Here is a 20,921-nt window from a genome sequence, read left to right as displayed (position 1 = left end):
CACCACCGCCGTCATGACGTTCCACCCGCAGCCGCAGGCCGGCGCGCCCAAGCCGTGGGCCTTCCCGGCCCCCGAGCGGGGTGCGCTCGGCAACGGGCTGACGCTGCTCACCAGCCACCGCCCCGGCCAGCAGGTCGTCGCGGTCGAGGTGCTGCTCGCGGCGCCGCTGGACGCCGAGCCCGAGGGCCTGGACGGCGTCGCGACCATCATGGCCAGGGCGCTGTCGGAGGGCACCGACGAGCACACCGCCGAGGAGTTCGCGGCCGAGCTGGAGCGCTGCGGCGCCACCCTGGACGCGCATGCCGACCACCCCGGGGTGCGGGTGTCGCTGGAGGTGCCCGCCTCCCGGCTGGACCGGGCGCTGGCGCTGCTGGCCCAGGCGCTGCGCTCGCCGGCCTTCGCGGACGATGAGGTCGAGCGGCTGGTCGCCAACCGGCTCGACGAGATCGAGCACGAGCTGGCCAACCCGGCGCGCCGGGCCGCCATGGAGCTGTCCAAGGAGCTCTTCCCGGCGGAGCTGCGCTGCTCCCGCCCGCGGCTGGGCACCGAGGAGACCGTCCGGCGGATCGACGCGGCGGCGGTGCGGGCCTTCTACACCGCGCACGTCCGGCCCGCGACGGCCACCGCGGTGGTCGTCGGCGACCTGACCGGCATCGACCTGCCCGCGCTGCTCGACGACACCCTCGGCCGCTGGACCGGCGCGGCCGCGCAGCCGCGCCCGCGCCCGGTGATCACCGCGAACGACGCCGCCCGCGTGGTCATCGTGGACCGGCCCGGCGCGGTGCAGACCCAGATCCTCATCGGCCGCACCGGCCCCGACCGGCACGCCCTGGTGTGGCCGGCCCAGGTCATCGGCACGTACTGCCTGGGCGGCACCCTCACCTCGCGGCTGGACCGGGTGCTGCGCGAGGAGAAGGGCTACACCTACGGCGTGCGGGCCTTCGCGCAGGTGCTGCTCGCCTCCGCGGACGGTACGGGCGCGGCGCTGCTGGCGATCAACGGCTCGGTGGCCACCGAGGTCACCGGGCCCGCGCTGGCCGACGCCTGGCAGGTGATCCGCACCCTCGCCGAGGGCGGCCTGACCGACGAGGAGCGGGACGTCGCGGTGCAGAACCTGGTCGGCGTGGCCCCGCTGCGGTACGAGACGGCCGCGGCCGTGGCCGGCACGCTCACCGACCAGGTCGAGCAGCAGCTGCCGGACGACTTCCAGGCGCATCTGTACGAGCGGCTGGCCGCCACCGGCACGGTCGAGGCCACCGCCGCCGTGGTCAGCGCCTTCCCGCTGGACCGCATGGTGGTGATCCTGGTCGGCGACGCCTCCGCGATCGCCGAGCCGGTCCGCGAGCTGGGCATCGGGCCGGTGCGCGTCACCAGCTGAGCCCCGCAGGGGCCCAGGGCCCCCTCGAGAAGGACACCAGGACCCCGGCACGCCCGCGCGTGCCGGGGTCCGCGCATATGCGCATACCACCGTAATTCCCGGGCCGCATTCCCCTTTCCCGGTGTGCTGGAATAGAGTCACTGCACAATTCGGGGAAAGGGCGTGGTCGGGCGATGCGGAATCGGACGTGAGCGGGTCGGAAGGCACCGCGCGGCGAATCTCGGCCGAGGTGGTGTGTACGGCGATACGCGACGACATCGTCGCGGGCTACTTCCCGCCGGGGAGCCGGCTGACCGAGGAGCTGCTCGCGCAGCGCTACGGGGTCTCGCGGGTGCCGGTGCGCGAGGCGCTGCGCACCCTGGAGTCCGAGGGCTTCGTCCGGACCCGCAAGCACGCCGGCGCGTCGGTCGCCGAGCCCACCGAGCAGGAGGCCGCCGACCTGCTGGAGATCCGCCGGCTGCTGGAGCCGCTGGGCACCGCGCGGGCGGCGCAGCGGCGCACCGACGCGCATCTGAAGGTGCTGCGCGGGCTGGTGCGGCTGGGCCAGGAGCGGGCGGTGCAGGGGCAGCTGTCCGATCTGCCGTCGCTGAGCGGGTGGTTCCACGAGACGCTCGCGCAGGCCTCCGGCAGCCCGACGCTGGCCGCGCTGCTGATCCAGCTGCGGCACAAGATCTCCTGGGTCTACGCCGACGACGGGTCGGGGCGCGCCGCCGAGGCGTGGGAGGAGCACGCGGCGATCGTGGACGCGGTCGCGCGCGGTGACGCCGAGCGGGCCCGCCGGCTGGCCGCCGTCCATGTGGAGCACGCCGCGGCGGTGAGAACCCTGAAACACCGTGTAAACGCGGGGCGCCGCCGCAATTAACAATCGCACCGTATACAAGAGTGCGTGATTATCGGCCGCCTATCGTCGCGGGGGGCCGGGGAAAAGGCGTGAAGAGGGCGTGAAAAAGCGGGCCCCGGCAATCCTGGAGGATTGCGGGACCCGCTCGTTCCGGCCTGCGCGCAATTCCCGGCGCCCGGCGGACAGCCGTGGGAGCCGCGGAAGGGCACCCCGCGCGTACGCGTACGCCGCACCGGGGCCCGGGCGTCAGACGGTCTCGGGAAGCTCTTCCAGTCCCTCGGCGACCAGCTTCGCCAGCCGGTCCAGCGCGGCCTCGGCGCCCTCGGCGTCGCACGCCAGCACGACCTCCTCGCCGCCCTTCGCGCCCAGGCTCAGCACCGCGAGCATCGAGGCGGCGTTGACCGGGCTGCCGCCCTCCCTGGCGATGGTGACCGGCACCCCGGCGGCGGTCGCCGCGCGGACGAAGATGGACGCCGGGCGGGCGTGCAGGCCCTCCGCCCAGCCGACGTTGACGCGGCGCTCAACCATGGTGTTGCCCTTCGGTGTGTGTGTCAGGTCGTGCAAGTTGTCTAGACCATTTTTGCACGACGCGGGTGCAGCCCGGGCACCCGGCCGGTGAGCCCAGGGTCCCGCGTGCGCCTGCCGCCCGCCAGATGGCCACGCCGCCTACGCTGGAGGCCATGACCGACCCGCAAGGCCCGCGAGATCCGCAAGGCCCGCAAGCCCCGCACGGCGCGCAAGGCCCGCGAGATCCGCAGGGAGCCGCCCCCCGGCCCTACCCCGTCCACTGGGAGGCCGACGTGGTGCTGCGGGACGGCGGTATCGCCCACATCCGGCCGATCGGCCCGGACGACGCGGGCCGGCTCGTGGACTTCTACGGACTCGTCTCCGACGAGTCCAAGTACTACCGCTTCTTCGCGCCCTACCCCCGGCTGTCCGACCGCGACGTGCACCGCTTCACGCACCACGACTACGACGACCGCGTGGGCCTGGCCGCCACCGTCGGCGGCGAGTTCATCGCCACCGTCCGCTACGACCGCACCGACGAGCACGGCAGGGCCGCGTCCGGATCCGCCGGCACCAGCGCCGAGGTCGCCTTCCTGGTCCAGGACGCCCACCAGGGCCGCGGGGTCGCCTCCGCGCTGCTCGAACACATCGCCGCGGTCGCCCGTGAGCGCGGCATCCTGCACTTCACCGCCGACGTCCTGCCCGCCAACAGCAAGATGGTCAAGGTCTTCACCGACGCCGGCTACACCCAGCGGCGCAGCTTCGCCGACGGCGTCGTCCACCTCGACCTGGACCTGGAGCCCACCGCCGAGTCCGTGCAGGTCATGCGCTCGCGCGAGCACCGCGCCGAGGCCCGCTCGATGCAGCGGCTGCTGCGCCCGGAGTCGGTCGCGGTGATCGGCGCCGGGCGGCGGCCCGGCGGCGTGGGGCGCACACTGCTGCGCAACATCGCCGCCGGCGGCTTCACCGGCCGCCTCTACGCCGTCAACCACTCCTTCGCGCCGGACGCCGACCTCGACGGGGTGCCCGGCTTCCGGTCGGTGCGGGAGATCGCCGCGCGCGGCGAGAGCGTCGACCTCGCGGTGGTCGCCGTGCCCGCCGGGCAGGTGCCGCAGGCCGTCGCCGACTGCGGCGAGGCGGGCGTACGCGGCCTGGTCGTGGTCGCGGCCGGCTACTCCGAGACCGGGCCCGAGGGCCGCGAGCGGCAGCGCGAGCTGGTGCGGCTGGCCCGCGGCCACGGCATGCGGCTCATCGGGCCGAACGCCTTCGGGGTGCTCAACACCGCGCCGTCGGTCCGGCTCAACGCCTCGCTCTCGCCGGGGATGCCGCACCAGGGGCGGCTGGGGCTCTTCACGCAGTCCGGTTCCATCGGCATCGCGCTGCTGTCCGGGCTGCACCGGCGCGGCGCGGGCCTCTCCACCTTCGTCTCGGCCGGCAACCGCGCGGACGTCTCCGGCAACGACCTGCTCCAGTTCTGGCAGGACGACCCGGACACCGACGCGGTGCTGATGTACCTGGAGTCCTTCGGCAACCCGCGCAAGTTCAGCCGGCTCGCCCGCCGGACGGCCGCCGCCAAGCCCGTCGTGGTCGTCAAGGGCGCCCTGCACACCGGCTCGGTGCCCGCCGGGCACGCCGTGCCCGTCACCCGCATCCCGGACAGCACCGTCAGCGCGCTCTTCCGGCAGGCCGGCGTGATCCGCGTCGACACCGTCACCGAACTCCTCGACGCCGGGCTCCTCCTCGCCCTCCAGCCGCTCCCCGCGGGCGACCGGCTGGCGATCCTGGGCAATTCCGAATCCCTCGGCCTGCTCACCTACGACGCCGCCCGCACCGCGGGCCTGCGCCCCACCGCCCCGCTGGACCTCACCACCTCCGCCGCCCCCGCCGACTTCACCGCCGCCCTGCAGCGCGCGCTCGCCGACCCGGCGACGGACGCCGTCGTGGTCACCGCCATCCCGCGGGTCACCGCGGACGCCGCCCCGCCCGCCGTGGAGGCCCTGGACGGGGTGCCGGACGAGGGCGACGACCCGGCGCTCGCCGACGCGCTGCGCCGCGCCGCCACCGGGGACAAACCGGTCGTCGTGGTGCACCTGGCCCTGGAGACCTTCGCCGAACGGCTCTGCGCGCCCGACGGCGAGGGCGCCCGGCTGCCCGCCTACCGGGCGCCCGACCGGGCCGTCGGCTCGCTCGCCGAGGCCGCCCGGTACGCCGCGTGGCGCGCGGGCGCCGCCGAACCGGGCCGCGTCCCGGCCTTCGACGACATCCAGGAGGCCGCGGCCGCCGAGGACGTCCGCCGGCTGCTGCCGCCCGGGTCCCCGCCGCAGGGCGTCACCCTCGCCGACGCCGACGCGGCGGCCCTGCTCGCCCGCTACGGCGTGACCGTGCGCCGCGCGCTGCCCGCCCCCGGGCCGGACGCGGCCGTCGCCGCCGCCGAGTCGATCGGCTACCCCGTCGCCCTCAAGGCCACCGCCCCGCACCTGCGGCACCGCCCGGACCTCGGCGGGGTGCGCCTGGACCTGGCCGACGAGGGCGGCCTGCGGCGGGCGTACGAGGAGCTGACCGCGCGGCTCGGCGGACCCGCGGAACTGCTGCCGGTCGTCCAGGCCATGGCGCCGCGCGGGGTGGACACGGTGATCCGCGCCGGGGTGGACCCGGCCGCCGGGGCGGTGCTCTCCTTCGGGCTGGCCGGCCCGCCCTCCGAGCTGCTCGGCGACCTCGCGCACCGGCTCGTCCCCGCGACCGACCGGGACGCCGCCGATCTGGTCCGCTCCATCAAGGCCGCGCCGCTGCTCTTCGGCTGGCGCGGCGCGGAGCCGGTCGACACCGGCGCGCTGGAGGAGCTGCTGCTGCGGGTGTCGCTGCTGGCCGACGACCTGCCGGAGGTCGTCGCGGTGCGGCTGGACCCGGTGGTCGTCGCCCCGCGCGGGCTGACCGTGCTGGCCGCGACCGTACGGCTGGCGCCGCCGCCCGCGCGCACCGACCTCGGTCCGCGGGCCCTGTCGCTCTTCTGACCTCCCGCCGCGGGGCGGCGCGAAGATGCGCGCGCCGCAGACGCGGCGCCGCCGGGACCTGCGCAACACCCCTAGGATGGGCGTATGGCGAAGTCGGGGATCACGACGCAGGGACTGCGGACGGCGATCGAGCGCAGCGGGTACTACCCGGGGCTCGTGTCGGAGGCCGTGGAGGCCGCGGTGGGGCAGGAGCCCGTCACGTCGTATCTGGTGCACCAGGAGACCACGTTCGACGCGAACGAGGTGCGTCGGCACGTGACCGTGCTGGTACTCACCGCGAGCCGCTTCATCGTCAGCCATACCGACGAGCAGGCCGCCGACGACTCCTCGCCGACGCCCTACGCCACCACGTCGACGGAGTCGGTCAAGATCGGCCGGATCTCCTCCGTCGTGGTCAGCCGCGTGGTGGCCAACCCGGAGGCGTACACGCCGGGCACGCTGCCGCGCGAGGTGGTGCTGACGATCGGCTGGGGCGCCGTCTCCCGGATCGACCTGGAGCCGGCCGCCTGCGGGGATCCCAACTGCGAGGCGGACCACGGCTACACCGGCTCCTCCACCGCCGACGACCTGTCCCTGCGGGTCAGCGAGGCGGGCGACGGGCCCGACACCGTGAAGCAGGCGCTCGCCTTCGCGCAGGCGCTGTCCGAGGCGACGGCGGCTGCCGCCTGATGGTCCAGCCCCTGCACGACGACGGGCTGCTCGACCCCCGCACCGCCCCCGTACCCGCCTACGGCAGCGCCGCGCTGTGCGACGTCCTGCCGGCCGCGGTCGCGGGATTCGGCATCGACGGCGTGCCGCGCACCGGGCTGGAGCTCACCTCCGCCGACCGGGTGTGCGTCTTCCTCGTCGACGGGCTCGGCTGGGAGCTGATCGCCCGGCATCCGGACGAGGCGCCGTACCTGAACGCGCTGCTGCCGTCCTCGCTGGGCGGCACCGGCCGCCCGCTGACCGCGGGCTTCCCGGCCACCACCGCGACCTCGCTGGCCTCCGTGGGCACCGGGCTGCCGCCCGGGCGGCACGGCCTGGCGAGCTACATGACGCTCAACCCGGCGACCGGCGAGCTGATGAACCAGCTGCGCTGGCAGCCCTGGACCCCGCCGGAGGTCTGGCAGCCGCACCCTTCCGTCTTCCGGCTCGCCGACGCCGCCGGCATCGCCACCTGCCAGGTGTCCTCGCCGGACTTCGCGCGGACCCCGCTCACCCAGGTCGCGCTGTCCGGCGGCACCTTCCACGGCCGGCTGACCGGCGAGGAGCGGATGGACCTGGCCGCCGACCGGCTCGCCGCCGCCGGCCGCACCCTGGTCTACACGTACTACAGCGAGCTGGACGGCATGGGCCACCGGCACGGCGTGGACTCCGACGCCTGGCGCGGGCAGCTGATGACGGTCGACCGGCTGGTGCAGCGGCTCGCCGAGCAGCTGCCGCCCCGCTCGGTGCTGTACGTCACCGCCGACCACGGCATGACCGACATCCCCTTCGACGAGGAGTCGCGCATCGACGTCGACGAGGACTGGGAGCTGCGCGCCGGGGTGGGGCTGCTGGGCGGCGAGGGGCGCGCGCGGCACGTCTACGCGGTGCCGGGCGCCGCGGCCGACGTGCTCGCGGTGTGGCGCGAGGTGCTGGGCGACCGGATGTGGGTCGCGGGGCGCGCCGAGGCGGTGGCGGCGGGCTGGTTCGGGCCGCACGTCGAGCCGCGGGTGCTGCCCAGGATCGGCGACGTGGTCGCGGTCGCGCGCGACGACATCGCGATCGTCGCGACCCGCAGCGAGCCGGGGGAGTCGAAGATGACCGGCCTGCACGGCTCGATGGTCCCCGCCGAACAGCTCGTGCCGCTCCTCGAAGTCCGCACCTGAGCGATCCGCCCGACCTCGCGCCCCGCCCTGCCCCCTCACCGAAAGGCCGCTGTCCCGCCATGTCCGAGCTGGTCTTCTTCTCCGGAACGATGGACTGCGGCAAGAGCACCCTCGCCCTGCAGATCGTCCACAACCGCGCCTCGCGCGGCCTTCAGGCGGTGATCTTCACCAAGGACGACCGGGCGGGCGAGGGCAAGCTGTCGTCGCGGCTCGGACTGGTCACCGACGCGGTCGAGGCGCTGGACGGCATGGACCTCTACGCGCACCTGGTCGCCCTGATAAGCCGCGGCGGCCGCGCGGACTTCGTGGTCGTCGACGAGGCGCAGTTCCTGGCGCCGGAGCAGATCGACCAGCTCGCCCGCGCGGTCGACGAGCTGGACGTGGACGTCTACGCCTTCGGCATCGCCACCGACTTCCGCACCCGGCTCTTCCCCGGCTCCCAGCGGCTCATCGAACTCGCCGACCGTATCGAGGCGTTGCAGGTCGAGGCGCTGTGCTGGTGCGGGGCGCGGGCCACGCACAACGCCCGCACGGTCGGCGGGCAGATGGTCGTGGAGGGCGCCCAGGTGGTGGTCGGGGACGTCTCCGCGCAGGACGAGACCGGCTACGAGGTGCTGTGCCGCCGCCACCACCGGCGCCGGATGACGAGCGCCTCGGCGGGCGCCGCGGCCCTGTCGCCCGACGTGCTGCCGGTGCCGGGCGGCTGAGGGCCGGGCGCCGGACGGACGGGCGCGGGCCCGGGGGATGGCCCCGGGCCCGCGCGTTCCAACGGCCGCGGTCAGCCCGCGAGCGGGCCGAACCGCGCCTGCACCGTGCGGTCGGCCGTGACCGGGACGCTCAGCGAGTTGCCGTCGGCGGGCACGTCGGCCCCGTCCAGCGTCCAGCCGAGCAGCCGGTATCCGGCGGCCGGGACGGCGGTGACCGTCACCGTGTCGCCCTTCTCGTAGCGGCCGGGCTCGGTGGCGTTGCCGGTCACCGCGACCTTGCCGCCGGCCGCCGGGGCGGCGGTCGCCGTCACCGACTGCTGCACGATGTTGATCGCCATGATGTTGAACAGCTTCGCCGGACCGGTGTACGTCGTGCCGTTGTAGCGCATGACGTTGACCGCCTCGACGTCCGCGGACGGCCCGGCCTTGACGGTGTAGCCGCCGTCGCCGAGGTTGTCCGTGCCCAGGTTGAAGGCGCTGACCCGGCCCGACTCGACGGCCAGGCCGTCGTGCATGCCGTAGCCGAAGACGTCCAGGACCGTCAGGCCACGGGCGCCCGCGACGTGCACCAGGTCGGTGTTCTTGCGGGTCACGCCGTCGATGGTCTGCGGGAAGAGGTTGCTCCCGAGGCCCCAGTTCGGCTCGTAGAAGCCGGTCCGGTTGACGGCGTTGCCGTTGCTGAGGACACCGTCGACCGTGCCGTGGTCGTTGGCGCCCACGGTGATGCCCCGGTTGAGGAAGACGCCGCCGACCTTGTGCACCGTGAAGCCGTCGTTGCGCGGCGAGGTGAGGTCGATGCCGTTCCAGGTGTTGGTCATCGTGACGTCGACGACGTAGGTGCCGCGCCCCGCCCCGCGGATGGCGTACGGGTAGGGGACGTAGCCGGTGCCCGGGTTGTTCTCCGGGTGGAAGACCCGCAGGCCGCGGACCCCGGCGCCGTCGCCGGCCAGCGTGACCAGGGCGGTGGCGGTGGCGGGGGCCGAGGTGTTCCGGCCCTCGTAGGCGAAGAGCACGGTGCCGCCGCTGTCGCCGTCCTCGTCGCGGTTCGGTGAGGCCGCCGCGCCGCGCAGCTCGACGCCGGCCGGGACCTTCACGTGACTGTTGACGCGGTACCAGCCGGCCGGCAGGTAGACGGTGCCGCCGCCCTGCCTGCCCGCCTTGTCCAGCAGCTTCTGCAGCGGGCCGGTCGCGTCGGCCGCGGGCAGGTAGCCCACGCCGTGCGGCACGCCGCTCGCGACGTACAGCGCCTGCCGCTTCGGCGCCGGGTCGGCGGTCGCGGCCGGGGCGGCCGGGACGCCTCCGGGCAGCTGGACGACGGTGCCGGTGGCGGGGCCGTCCAGGGTGGTGCCGGTGAGCTTCACGTAACCGCCGGTGGTGTTGCGCACCGAGGCCGTGCTGCCCTGGAGGGTGCCGCCGGCGAAGGACATGCCCCAGCGGCTGTCGAGGTCGTCCACCTGGAGGGCGACGTCCGTGCGGACCACCGAGGTGTCGAGGAACGCGCCGGTGAAGGTGGCGCGCTGGCCCTTGACCGTCCGGATGCCGATGTGGAGATCGGACAGCGAGATGCCGGAGAACTGGTCCCATTCGAGGTCGCCGAGCACCAGCCCGGTCGCGTTGGCCCGGGTCCAGCGGTCCAGGTCGGCCCGCTTCGGCGGCTGGTAGGCCGCCGGGGCCTTCGCCCAGTAGGAGTTCGAGAAGGTGACGTCGCTCCAGGTGCCGACGTCCGAGCCGTTGTACGCGGTCGCGCCGGCCGACAGCACGGTGCCCTTGACGTCGTCGACGGTCGCCGACTCGTGCACCTGGCCCTGCACCGCGGGGCGCCCGCGGTCGTCGGCCTTCGTGGAGATGCCGATGCCCTGGTAGGAGTTGAGCATCGTGACGTGCGCGACGGTGCCCATCATGAAGTTGGCGTCGCTCTGCCAGGCCGAGCCCGGGATCTCGAACGTGTTGCCGTACGGGACCGGGTGGGTGGCGCTCTGGTGCGGGTAGTACGTGGTCAGGCCCTGCACGGAGGCGCTGCCGCCGATCCGGAAGAGCACCGGGCCGTCCGCGCCGGACGGCAGGTCGGCGCTGATCACGGTGCCGTACGGGCCCGAGCCGGTGTCCGGGTCGCGCCGGTCGCCGCGCAGCGAGCAGAAGGCCGGGATCTCCACGGTGGTGGTGATCCGGTAGGTGCCCGCGCCCATCCAGACCGTGCCGCCGCCCGCGTCCTGGCAGGCGTACAGCGCCTGCTGCACGGCGGCGGTGGCGTCCTTGCGGCCGGTCGCGTCGGCGCCGTAGGCGCGGACGTCGAAGTCGGCGACCACCGGGTCGGCGGTGGGGTAGCGGGTGTGGACGAGCACCGGGTGCGGGGTGGCCGCGGTGCGCCGGTGCACTTCGAGGTCGGCCAGCGCGACCTTGCTCGTGCCGGGCGCGTAGCCGGTCACCGCGAGCCGGACGTAGCGGGCGGTGGTGAGCGGGAAGGCGGTGCTGGTGGCGGAGCCCGCGCCGGTGGCGCCGCTGCGGCCGACGGTGGTGAAGTGCCTGCCGTCGGTGCCGACCTGCACGGTGTAATCCCAGCCGAAGGCCCCCTGCCAGGTGGCCAGGACCTGGTCGAAGCGCTGCGGCCTGCCCAGGTCCACCGTGAACGTCTCGCCCTTGCCGGCGTCGCCGCTGGTCCAGGCGGTGCCGCCGTCGCCGTCGATGGCCGCGGCGGGGGAGGAGCCGGCCGCCGAGCTGGACGCGGTGGCGGTGCCCAGGTGCGCCAGGTCGGTGTTCACGGCCAGCGCGTGGAAGGCGTCGAGCGCCGCCTGCAGGGTGTGGAAGGCGGTACGCGCCTGCTCGTCCGTCACGCCGGTGCCGGCCGCGACCGTACGGGCCTGGTCGGCGGCCTGCTTCAGGGCCTCCTTGGCGCCCGCCGGGTACTGCCCGTCGCGGGTGCCCTCACGGGCGGCGAGGTAGGCCAGATCGGCCTGGGCGACGAGCTGCTTCAGCCCCGTCGTCGGGTCGAGCGTCTTCGGCAGCGCCGTCACGGTGACCCGCGCGACCTTGAGTTCGGCCGCGCTGCCGCCGGTGGTGATGCGGAAGTCGGAGCCGTTGGAGCGGTTGGTGAGGATCGCGTCGTCCAGCACGAAGGTGTGGGTCTTCCACGTCCCCGTGTCGCCGTAGGTGAACAGCGGCGACGGCTTGAACATCTGCGGGATGGTGTCGCCCGGGGAGTCGTACTGCAGCTGGATCGCGCCGCTGCCCTGGTCGTAGTAGTCGATGCTGACGGCGACCGGGTCGGTGGTGTCGTACACCGCGGTGTCGTCGGCGTTCATGTAGAAGAAGCCGGTCTCGGCGCCCGGGTGGCTCTGGTCGGTCTGCCAGTAGTTGCGGCCGTCGACGCTGCCGGTGACCAGGTGGGAGTCGTTGTCACCCGCGCGCGGGTCGACGCCGTGCGTCTCGACCGTGGGGCCGAGGTCGACCGACAGGCCGGCGGCGATCCGCACCCGGGACACCGTGATGTCGGCCGGGGCGCCGCCGTCGGTGCCGGAGATCCGCAGCTCGCGGCCGGCGGAGAAGTCGGCGGGCACGGTGAAGGCCGCGGTGGTGAAGTCACCGGAACCGGCCAGCGCGACGCTGCCCAGCGCGTCCCCGGAGCCGTCGCCCCGGGTCAGCCGCAGCGTGCCGCTGCCGGTGTCCTGGTAGGTGACGGCGACGGTGAGCTGACCGGCCGTCACGGTGTCGGTGTAGTCCTGGTCGAGGTCGAACGCCAGGTATCCGGCGCCGTCCGCAACATCGGTGCGCCAGTACGGCGTGCCGTCCTGCGTACCGGTCTTGAGGGCATCGGCGTCGTCACCGGCGGTCGCGGTCAGGCCCAGGGTGAAGGGCTCGGGGCCGAGGTCGGCGCCGACCCCCAGCGGATAGAGGGTGGGCGCGGCGGCCCACGCCGGCAGCGAGGCCGGCAGCAGCAGCGCGGCCACGGTGAGCAGCAGCAGCGCGGGGGCGCGCAGCAGCGCCCGGAGCGGGGAACGTCTGGGTGGCACGGGGACAACCTCCGGAGGATCACGACAGGACGTACGGTCAGGGGTCGTGCGGATGGTGCGTGTACGTGCGGTGCGGGCAGTGCTGGTGGTGACAGTGGTGCTGATGGTGCATGTACTCCAGGTGGTGCTGGTGGTGCGTCACGGGCCCGGCTCCGGGGCAGCCGGAACCGCCGGACCGGCGGACCGGCCCGGGGCGGGCCCGGACCGCGCCGCCCCCGTCGGCAGGGGCGGCGCGGCGGTTCGGGGTGGTGCGGGTCAGGCCCGGCGCAGCCGCAGCGTCAGGATCTGGAAGGGCCGCAGCTCCAGCGGCAGCCCGCCGTCCGCGGTGGAGCCGGCCGGCTCCACCGGGTTCTCCAGCAGGTCGGTGACCTCGGCCCCGGCCAGGGCGAAGCCGGCGTGCAGCACACCGCGGGCGGCGCCGCCGCGCGACTCGTACAGCCGCACCACGACGTCGCCGCTGCGGTCGTCGGCGAGCTTGACCGTCTCCACGACGATGTCCGGGTTGTCGACGGCGACGAGCGCGGGCCCGCCGGCCGGTGCCGCGCCGGCCGGGCGCAGCGGCAGGTTGAAGGCGTAGCCCGCGGCGATGGCGTCCTCGACACCGGCGCCGGCGACGAACGCGTAGCCGAAGCTGTGCCGGCCGCGGTCGGCCTGCGGGTCGGGGCTGTGCGGGGAGCGCAGCAGCGACAGCCGCAGCGTGGTCGTGGTGCCGCCGTCCTCGCGGGTGGTGCGGGACACGTCGTGGCCGTAGGTGGAGTCGTTGACCACCGCGGCGCCCCAGTTGTGCTCGCCGATGTGCACCCAGCGGTGCGCCCACAGCTCGAAGCGGGCCGCGTCCCAGCTGGTGTTCTCGTGGGTGGGGCGGCGGACGTGGCCGAACTGGATCTCCGCGCTCTCGGTCTCGGCGTGCACGGCGACCGGCCAGGCGGCCTTGAGCAGGGTGTCGCGCTCCTGCCAGTCGATGTCGGTCCTGACGGCCAGCCGGTTGCTGCCCGCGGTCAGCTCCAGGTGCTGCACCAGGCGCGAGTCGCCGAACGCGCGCTCCACCCGTACCGACGCCAGCAGCGGACCGGACTCGGCGATCTCGACGGACACCGCGTCGGTGAGGTCGCGGACGGTGTCGCGGTAGTAGCCGTCGATGTTCCAGGCGCTCCACAGGTTCGGGTCGTCCGGGTGCAGCTGGAGCAGGTTGCCCGCGGCTCCCGGCGCGATGGCCTCACGGCGCGCCCGAAGGTCGTACACCGAGCGCACCAGGCCCTGGGCGTCGATGCCGACCCGCAGCACCCCGTTGTCCAGGGTGATCGTGCCGTCCTCGGCGACCGCGGTGACCGGCGGCGTCCCTGCCGGGTCGACGGCCTGCCCGCTGCCCAGCGCGGGTGCCTCGACCAGCACGGCCTGCCGCCCGTCGGCGAGCTGCTGCCCGCCCTCCGTCCGCATGCCCTCGGGGAGCACCGCGACCTCGCGGCGCGCGTAGGGACCGGCGTTGAAGAACGCCACGCCCTCGCCGCCGTCCAGCGCGGTGCCGATCACCTCGGCCAGCTCCGCCTGCAGCTCGCCGTGCACCCGCTCGGCCTCCTGGTGCACCCAGGCGATCGACGAGCCGGGCAGGATGTCGTGGAACTGGTGCAGCAGCACCCGCTGCCAGATCGACTCCAGCTTCTCGTACGGGTAGGGCGCCCCGCCCCGCACCGCGGCCGCCACCGACCACAGCTCGGCCTCGCGCAGCAGCGCCTCGGCGCGCCGGTTGCCCTGCTTGGTACGGGCCTGGCTGGTGTACGTGCCGCGGTGGTTCTCCAGGTAGAGCTCGCCGCGCCAGACCGGCAGCTTCGCGTACTCCGCGCGGGCCGCGGCGAAGAAGTCCTCCGGGTGGCCGACCTCGACCTTGGTGGAACCCTCCAGGTCGCGCAGCCGGCGGGCCTTCTCCAGCATCTCCCGGGTGGGGCCGCCGCCGCCGTCGCCGAAGCCGAAGGGGGCCAGCGAGCGGGTCGCGGCGCCCTTGTCGGCGAAGTTGTTCTCGGCGTGGGCCAGTTCGGCGCCGGTCAGGCTCGCGTTGTAGGTGTCGACGGGCGGGAAGTGGGTGAAGATGCGGGTGCCGTCGATGCCCTCCCATGCGAAGGTGTGGTGCGGCAGCCGGTTGGTCTCGTTCCACGACAGCTTCTGCGTGAGGAACCACGTGGCCCCGGCGAGGGTGGCCAGCTGCGGGTAGGCGGCGGTGTAGCCGAAGGAGTCCGGCAGCCACACGCCCTCCTGCGCGAGGCCGAACTCCTCGGCGAAGAAGCGGCGGCCGAAGATCAGCTGCCGGGCCAGCGCCTCGCCGCCGGGCAGGTTGCCGTCGGCCTCCACCCACATGCCGCCGACGGGCGCCCAGTTGCCGTCGGTGACGGCCTTCTTGATGCGCTCGAAGATCTCCGGGCGACGCTCCTTGATCCATGCGTACTGCTGCGCGGACGAGCACGCGAAGACCAGCTCCGGGTATTCCTCGGCGAGCGTGGTCATGTTGGTGAAGGTGCGGGCGCACTTGCGCACCGTCTCCCGGATCGGCCACAGCCACGCCGAGTCGATGTGCGCGTGGCCGACCGCGGCGACGGTGTGCGCGGACGCGTACGCCGGGCGGGACAGCACGTCGGCGAGCCGGTCGCGGGCGTCCTGCGCGGTGCCGGCGACGTCCTTGACGTCGACGGCGTCGATCGCGTGCGCCAGCGCGCGCAGGATCTCGTGCCGCCGTGAGCCGCCCTCGGGCAGCTCGCGCATCAGCTCGTCGAGCACCTCCATGTCGTGCAGCAGGTGCCAGACCGCGTTCTCGCGTACCGCGATGTGCGCCTCGCGCAGCTGGTAGAGGTGCTCGGTGCCCGCGGTCTCCTTGGAGCCGAACCATGTGCCGACCGACTTCGCGCCCTCGATCATCGGGTTCGCGGCCAGCTCCACCAGCAGCTCCACCGGCTCGCCGCCCGCGGCGGACTCGGCGAGCAGCACGCTGCGGTGGTGCGGGTGCAGTCCCTGCAGGGGCGACCCGGTGGCGTCGTGGGCGAAGCCCTCCGCCTGCCCGCCCGGGCCCTTGGTGGGATCGAAGCCCAGGTCGAAGACGGCCTCGACACGCTGCCCCGCCCACTCCTGCGGGACGCGGCCGACGGCCTTGAGCCAGCTGGTCGACCAGGGCCCGCCCCAGGTCTCGCCGATCGCCGTCGGCTCGTACGCGGCGGCCAGGGCGTCCGCCACCGGGACGGGTTCGCCCGGGACGTGCCAGACGGTCAGCTCCAGGTCCACCGGGTCGCGGTAGAGGGCGGGCCTGACCACCTGCGCGAGGAATTTGGTGATCCGCTCTTCGACGATATGCCGGTCGTCATGCACTCGTGTGCTCTTTCTGCTGGGGGTTTGCCGAGGGCCGGGGGAGGGTGCGGTCAGCGGCGGGAGGGGGATGCGTGCGACATCAGCTCTCTCCTTCGGTGGTACGCCAGGTGAGCCGGGGGGTGAACCCCAGCAGATCGGTGCACGCGCTCGTGTCGAACAGGCTCGCGTGGCCGGTGACCGAGGGCGGTACGGGTACGCCGGGGTGGTGCGCGGCCATCAGCTCCGCCGAGGGCACCGCGGACGTGGTGTCGGCGGCGGTGACGTTGACGACGTGGCAGCCGGTCACGTCGCCCTCGACGGCGAGCCGGATCGCCCGCGCCGCGTCGCCGGTGTGCAGCCAGCCCCACAGGTCGTGCCGCTGCGCCGCGGGGTCGGCGGCGCAGGTGGCCAGGAAGTCGGCGAGCCGGTCGCCGGTGCCCGTGAAGGGGAAGCGCATGCACACCGCGTCCAGCCCCCACCGCCGGTGCGCGGTCCCGGCGATCTCCTCCAGCACCACCTTGGACAGCCCGTACGGGTCGCGCACCAGGCTCGGGTGCCTCTCGTCCAACGGGACGTACGAGGGCGACACCGGCACCGGGGACCACGCGAGGCCGGCCGCCGCCATGCTGGAGGCGGCCACCACGCGGCGGACCCCGGAGCGGCCGGCCTCGTCGAACACCCGGTGCGCGGACAGGCAGTTGGCGGCGAACATCGCGCTGCGGTCGGGCACGTTGGGGTGCGGGACCGCCCCCAGGTGGACCACCGCGTCCGCGCCCTCCATGGCCTTGCACACCAGGTCGGCGTCCTGCAGGTCGCCGGTGTGCACCCGGAGCGCGCGCGGTTCGTCGACCGGCAGCAGGTCGGTCAGCACCAGCTCGTGGCCGGCCGCGAGCAGCTCGTCGGTGACATGGCCGCCGATGTGGCCCGCGGCCCCGGTCACCAGGATCCGCATCAGCCCTTCACCGCCCCGACCAGGCCGTTGACGAAGTAGCGCTGGAGGGCCAGGAAGAGCAGGATCACCGGCACCACGACGATGAGCGCGCCGGCCATCAGGTTGTTGTAGTGCGGCACGTTCTCCGAGGCGAGGGTCTGCAGGCCCAGCGGCAGCGTGTACGTGTTCGGGTCGTTGAGCGACACCCGGGTCAGCAGGTACTCGTTCCAGGTGGGGATCGCGGTGATCAGCGCCACCGTGATGAGCGCCGGGCGGGTGAGCGGCAGGTAGATGCGGGTGAAGATGTGGAACTCGTTGGCCCCGTCCACCCGCGCCGACTCGCGCAGCTCCTTCGGCACCGTCGCGAAGGCACCGGTCATCAGCAGCACCGACAGCGGCGCGCCGCCGTTGACGAAGGGCAGCACCAGCCCCATGTGGGTGCCGAGGATGCCCATCTTGTTCTCCAGCAGCACGATCGGCAGCATCACCGTCACGCCGGGCACGAACAGCAGCGCGACGAAGAGCTTCTGCAGCGCCCCGCGGCCGGGGAAGTCCAGCACCGCGAAGGCGTACCCGGCGGCCGCGTAGACCACCAGCGTCAGCACCACGGTCAGCAGGGTGACTTCCAGGCTGTTCATGAAGTAGCGGAAGAAGTGCAGCTGGTTCCACGTGCTGGTGAGGGTGTCCAGCGTCGGGTGGTGCGGGATCAGGTGGCCGCCGCGGACCACCTCGATCTGGTCCTTGAAGGCCGCCGACACCATCCACAGGAAGGGGTAGAGGCTGATCACGCCGTAGAGCGTGAGGAGCACCGCGACCAGCACGCGGGCGCTGATCCTGCGGGCGCGGGCGGCTGCCGCGCCGTCCTTGCCGTCCGTGCGGCCGCGTCCCGAGCCGAGGGAAATCGTTGTCATGTTTTGCTCCGCATGACTCGCAGGTTGATCAGCGCGATGACCAGCGCGGCGGCGAACAGCAGCCAGCCCAGCGCGCTCGCCAGGCCCAGGGTCGGCGCGAGGTCCTTGAGGAAGGCCAGCCGGTAGGCCTCCAGGCCCAGCACGTTGGTGTGGTCGCCGGGACCGCCGTTGGTCATCACCAGGAAGGTCTGGAAGCCCTGCAGCGAGTCGCGCAGGTTGAGCAGCACCACGATCGAGGTGATCGGCCGCACCAGCGGCCACACCACCGAGACATTGGTGCGCCACCATCCGGCGCCGTCGAGCTGCGCGGCCTCCAGCACGCTGCGGTCGATGCCCTGCAGGCCCGTCAGGTAGAGCAGCATCGCGACGGGCACCGCGCCCCATACCGTGACCACGATCATCGTGGGCAGTGCGGTGTCCGGGTTGCCGAGCCAGCCCTGCGGCTCGCTGAGCGAGCCCATACCAAGGCTGCTCAGCACGGTGTTGATCGCGCCGTCCGGCTGGAGGATGTACTGCCAGGCGAAGAACACCGCGACACCGCTGGTCACGTACGGCACGAAGTAGACCGAGCGCAGCAGGCCCTGCATCCGCTTGGCGGAGTTGAGCAGCACCGCGAGCGGGAAGGACACCAGCACGGTCAGCAGCGGGACGAAGATCATCACGTAGAGCGTGTGCTTCGCCGCGTGGTGCAGCCGGGGGGCGTAGGCGGGGTTCTGCCAGAGCAGGTCCTTGTAGTTCTGCAGGCCCACCCAGTCCCAGTGCGGCGCGAAGCCGTTCCACCGGGCGAAGCTCAGCATGAAGCCGTAGCCCACGGTGTACAGGCCCATGACCGCGAAGAGGATCACGGCCGGGGCGACGAACAGGTATCCGGAGAGGGCCTCGTAGGTGCGGCGCCGCATGCGGCGGCCGTTCCCGGGGCCGGCCGCGTCCGCCGGCCGGGGGGTGCCCCGGCCGGCGGCGGCCGTCTCCGTCAGTGCGGGACGGGATGCGGTGCTCACTTGTTCGCCGTCGCCCAGAAGTTGTTGTTCAGCTTGGCCAGGGCCTTGCCGGTGGCGTCCACGCCCTTCTGCTTGAGCGGGGTGAGGTCGGCGAGGATCTCCGCCATCGAGTCCTGGTCGTAGCCCGGCGGCCGGAAGTCGGCGACGTTCGGGTCGTAGGTGTTCTCCGGGGTCCCCTCGAAGGCCTTGGTCATGTCGGCGAGGGTCGCGCCCATCACCGAGGCGGCGTCCGCGCCGAGTTCGGTGGAGGGCACCTCGGTGGCGTCCTTGGCGAACTTCGAGGCGATGTCGGGCTGGCCCAGGAACTTCATCCACTTGAGCGCGTTGTCAGGGTGCGCGCTGGTGGAGGTGACGGCCAGACCGGTGAGGGCCAGGGGGGCGAGCGCCGGCTTCGGCACCGCGCCGGACTGCGGGCCGGGGAAGCCGAAGGCCATGACGTCGTCGGGGTTCATGCCGTTCTGCTGGAGGAAGGCCAGCGTGAAGGTGCCGCCGATGTCCCAGGCCGACTTGCCCTGGGCGAACGCCTGGTCGGCCGCGTCGATGTCCAGGCTCTGGGTGCCGGGCATCCAGTACGGCTGCATCTTCGCGTAGTCGGCGAGCACCTTCTGGCCGTCGGGCGAGGAGAAGTCGGCGGCGGAGTCCTGGCCCCACAGCGCCTGGTACTTGTCCTTGCCCAGCTCGCCGAAGGCCAGCGGCTGGAGCGCCCAGGTCAGGCCGGTGGCCTTGACCTTCAGGCCGAGGGAGACGCCGCCGTTCTTCGGGTCCTTGTCGGTCGTCGCCTTGAGGTCGGCGAGCCACTCCTCGTAGGTGGCCGGGGGCTTGGTGACGCCCGCCGCGGCCAGCATCTTCTTGTTGCCCATGACGATGCCGAAGGTGCCCGAGGTCAGCGGCACGCTGAAGCGCTGGCCCTCCTTGACGCCGTGCGACTTGGAGTCGGTGGGGACCGACTCCTTGTAGTGCGCGGGGGTCACCGTGCCGGAGGTCTGGACGCCCTTCTGGTACAGGCCGCTCCAGTCGCTGCCGACGTCCTTGGCGATGTCCTTGGTGATGCCGGTGGCACCGAGCGCGAAGTCCTCACCGTCGGAGTGCACCTCCAGGACGTCGGGCAGGTCGTGCGTCTTGGCGGCGGCCTGCACCTTGGTGGTGTAGGCGTCGTCCGGGCCGTACGCCTGGATGTCCACCGTGATGCCGGTCTGCTTCTTGAACTCCGCCGCCGCGTTCTTCAGCGCCGCCACGTGGGACTGCTTGAAGGTCCACATGGTCAGCGACTTGGCGTCCCCGCCACCGCCGCCGGAGGAGCCGCCGCCGCACGCGGCGAGCGGGCTCATCGACAACACGGCCGCCACCGCTCCTGCGGCAAGTCTTGTTTTCGGGGTAAAACGTGCGAATGGTGTGCGCATGGGCCCCTACCTAGGCTTCGGCCGTTCAGAAGACCGAATGACGTTGGAGTCCCTGAACTTAGGGTCGTGTTTGGTATAGCGTCAAGACGCGCGCTGAGGTGAGATGGGCACAGCGCGGCCGAGAGGCGTCGGCGCGGGGAGCGGAGGATCAGTGGAATCGGTGGCAGAAGCGGCGCGCGGACGGAAGCCGGAAGAGGTCAAGTCCGCGGCGCGCGTGCTGGAAGTGCTGGAGCTGCTCGGGGTGCAGGGGGCCCGGCTCTCACTGGCCGAGATGGCCGCGGCCATGTCCGTGCCGAAGAGCAGCCTGCATGCGATCCTGCGGACCATGGAGGCCCGCAGATGGGTCGACCTGGACGCCTCGGGCACGCGGTACGGCATCGGTCTGAAGGCGCTGCTGACGGGCACGGCCTATCTGGAGGGCGACGACGTCACGAGCCTGGCCGGGCCGGTGCTCGACGCGCTCGCCGAGGAGACGGGCGAGGCGGTCCACCTGGGCAGGCTCGACGGCACGCACGTCGTCTACCTGGCAAAACGCGAGTCCAGACACGCGCTTCGGATGTATTCGGCGGTCGGCCGGCGACTGCCGGCGCACGCCACAGGACTGGGCAAGGCGGTGCTCTCGCAGCTGGATCCGGCCGAGGTGCAGCGCCGGCTGGACTGGCCGCTGGAGCGGCTGACCCCCAGCACGGTGACCGACCCCGAGGCCTTCCTGGCCCAGCTCGCCGAGACCCGGCTGCGCGGCTGGGCGACCGACGACGGCGAGAACTCCGTCGACATCCGCTGCGTCGCGGTCCCGCTCGGCAGCGGCCAGGGCATGGACGCCATCAGCTGCTCCGCTCCCAAGAGCCGGATGGACGACGCCCGGCTGGAGGAGGTCGCGCAGGCCGTCACCGAGGCCGCGCACAGCCTCAGCACCCTGCTCAAACGCCTCGGCCAGCACTGACCGACCGCCCCCGGCACGCCCGGCGCCCCTCCGCGCCGCCGGTGCGTGCTGCGGCATGCCCTGCCGCCTCCGGCAGGCCAACTCCCGTTGAATGCACGGGTGTTGAC

14 protein-coding genes are annotated in these 20,921 nt (G+C 73.4%); 7 read left to right on the top strand and 7 right to left on the bottom strand.

Going from position 1 to position 20,921, the window contains the following annotated elements:
- The first annotated feature begins 13 nt into the window (after nt 1-13).
- On the top strand, nt 14-1,378 hold the full coding sequence (locus ACH4SL_RS35630) for a M16 family metallopeptidase (RefSeq protein ID WP_398454198.1): 1,365 nt from the start codon (nt 14-16) through the stop codon (nt 1,376-1,378).
- A 187-nt stretch (nt 1,379-1,565) separates the two neighbouring features.
- Nucleotides 1,566-2,240 carry a GntR family transcriptional regulator gene (locus ACH4SL_RS35625; RefSeq protein WP_398454004.1) on the top strand — a complete coding sequence of 225 codons (675 nt, stop codon included), beginning with the start codon at nt 1,566-1,568 and terminating at the stop codon, nt 2,238-2,240.
- A gap of 225 nt (nt 2,241-2,465) precedes the next feature.
- Here the strand turns inward: ACH4SL_RS35625 and ACH4SL_RS35620 are convergent, their stop codons facing one another.
- Nucleotides 2,466-2,747 carry an HPr family phosphocarrier protein gene (locus ACH4SL_RS35620; RefSeq protein ID WP_398454002.1) on the bottom strand — a complete coding sequence of 94 codons (282 nt, stop codon included), beginning with the start codon at nt 2,745-2,747 and terminating at the stop codon, nt 2,466-2,468.
- Nucleotides 2,748-2,890: 143 nt separating this feature from the next.
- On the opposite strand from ACH4SL_RS35620, the gene ACH4SL_RS35615 reads away from it, so the two are divergent.
- The 4 genes from ACH4SL_RS35615 (at nt 2,891) to ACH4SL_RS35600 (ending at nt 8,297) form a co-directional block, all read left to right on the top strand.
- Entirely contained in the window at nt 2,891-5,737 is a 2,847-nt protein-coding gene (locus ACH4SL_RS35615; protein WP_398454195.1) for a GNAT family N-acetyltransferase, read from the top strand.
- Between the two features lie 84 nt (nt 5,738-5,821).
- Nucleotides 5,822-6,406: a DUF5998 family protein gene (locus tag ACH4SL_RS35610; protein WP_398453999.1), complete on the top strand. Its 585-nt coding sequence runs from the start codon at nt 5,822-5,824 to the stop codon at nt 6,404-6,406.
- Nucleotides 6,406-7,590 (top strand): alkaline phosphatase family protein, encoded by a 1,185-nt coding sequence (locus ACH4SL_RS35605; protein WP_398453997.1) that lies wholly within the window; start codon nt 6,406-6,408, stop codon nt 7,588-7,590. The genes ACH4SL_RS35610 and ACH4SL_RS35605 overlap by 1 nt, the downstream gene beginning before the upstream one ends.
- 59 nt (nt 7,591-7,649) lie before the next feature.
- On the top strand, nt 7,650-8,297 hold the full coding sequence (locus tag ACH4SL_RS35600; protein ID WP_398453995.1) for a thymidine kinase: 648 nt from the start codon (nt 7,650-7,652) through the stop codon (nt 8,295-8,297).
- A gap of 71 nt (nt 8,298-8,368) precedes the next feature.
- On the opposite strand, the gene ACH4SL_RS35595 is transcribed toward ACH4SL_RS35600, so the two are convergent.
- From ACH4SL_RS35595 to ACH4SL_RS35570, 6 genes are all read right to left on the bottom strand, one after another.
- Nucleotides 8,369-12,304 (bottom strand): discoidin domain-containing protein, encoded by a 3,936-nt coding sequence (locus ACH4SL_RS35595; protein WP_398453993.1) that lies wholly within the window; start codon nt 12,302-12,304, stop codon nt 8,369-8,371.
- A 255-nt stretch (nt 12,305-12,559) separates the two neighbouring features.
- On the bottom strand, nt 12,560-15,652 hold the full coding sequence (locus ACH4SL_RS35590; RefSeq protein WP_398453991.1) for an alpha-mannosidase: 3,093 nt from the start codon (nt 15,650-15,652) through the stop codon (nt 12,560-12,562).
- 79 nt (nt 15,653-15,731) lie between these two features.
- A complete protein-coding gene (locus tag ACH4SL_RS35585; protein ID WP_398453988.1) occupies nt 15,732-16,583 on the bottom strand; it encodes an NAD-dependent epimerase/dehydratase family protein in 852 nt (283 codons plus the stop codon).
- Entirely contained in the window at nt 16,583-17,473 is an 891-nt protein-coding gene (locus ACH4SL_RS35580; protein WP_398453986.1) for a carbohydrate ABC transporter permease, read from the bottom strand. The genes ACH4SL_RS35585 and ACH4SL_RS35580 overlap by 1 nt, the downstream gene beginning before the upstream one ends.
- Complete coding sequence (locus tag ACH4SL_RS35575; RefSeq protein ID WP_398453984.1) at nt 17,470-18,471, bottom strand: carbohydrate ABC transporter permease; 1,002 nt, start codon at nt 18,469-18,471, stop codon at nt 17,470-17,472. The genes ACH4SL_RS35580 and ACH4SL_RS35575 overlap by 4 nt, the downstream gene beginning before the upstream one ends.
- A complete protein-coding gene (locus ACH4SL_RS35570; protein ID WP_398453981.1) occupies nt 18,468-19,817 on the bottom strand; it encodes an ABC transporter substrate-binding protein in 1,350 nt (449 codons plus the stop codon). Before ACH4SL_RS35570 ends, ACH4SL_RS35575 begins: the two co-directional genes overlap by 4 nt.
- Nucleotides 19,818-20,031: 214 nt before the next feature.
- On the opposite strand from ACH4SL_RS35570, the gene ACH4SL_RS35565 reads away from it, so the two are divergent.
- Complete coding sequence (locus ACH4SL_RS35565) at nt 20,032-20,814, top strand: IclR family transcriptional regulator (protein ID WP_398453977.1); 783 nt, start codon at nt 20,032-20,034, stop codon at nt 20,812-20,814.
- The last annotated feature ends 107 nt before the right edge of the window (nt 20,815-20,921 follow it).

Source organism: Streptomyces sp. NPDC021020 (assembly GCF_044333285.1).
Taxonomy (GTDB): domain Bacteria; phylum Actinomycetota; class Actinomycetes; order Streptomycetales; family Streptomycetaceae; genus Actinacidiphila.
The sequence above is the reverse complement of the archived record's forward strand: the minus strand, read 5'-3'. Positions and strand labels throughout refer to the sequence as shown.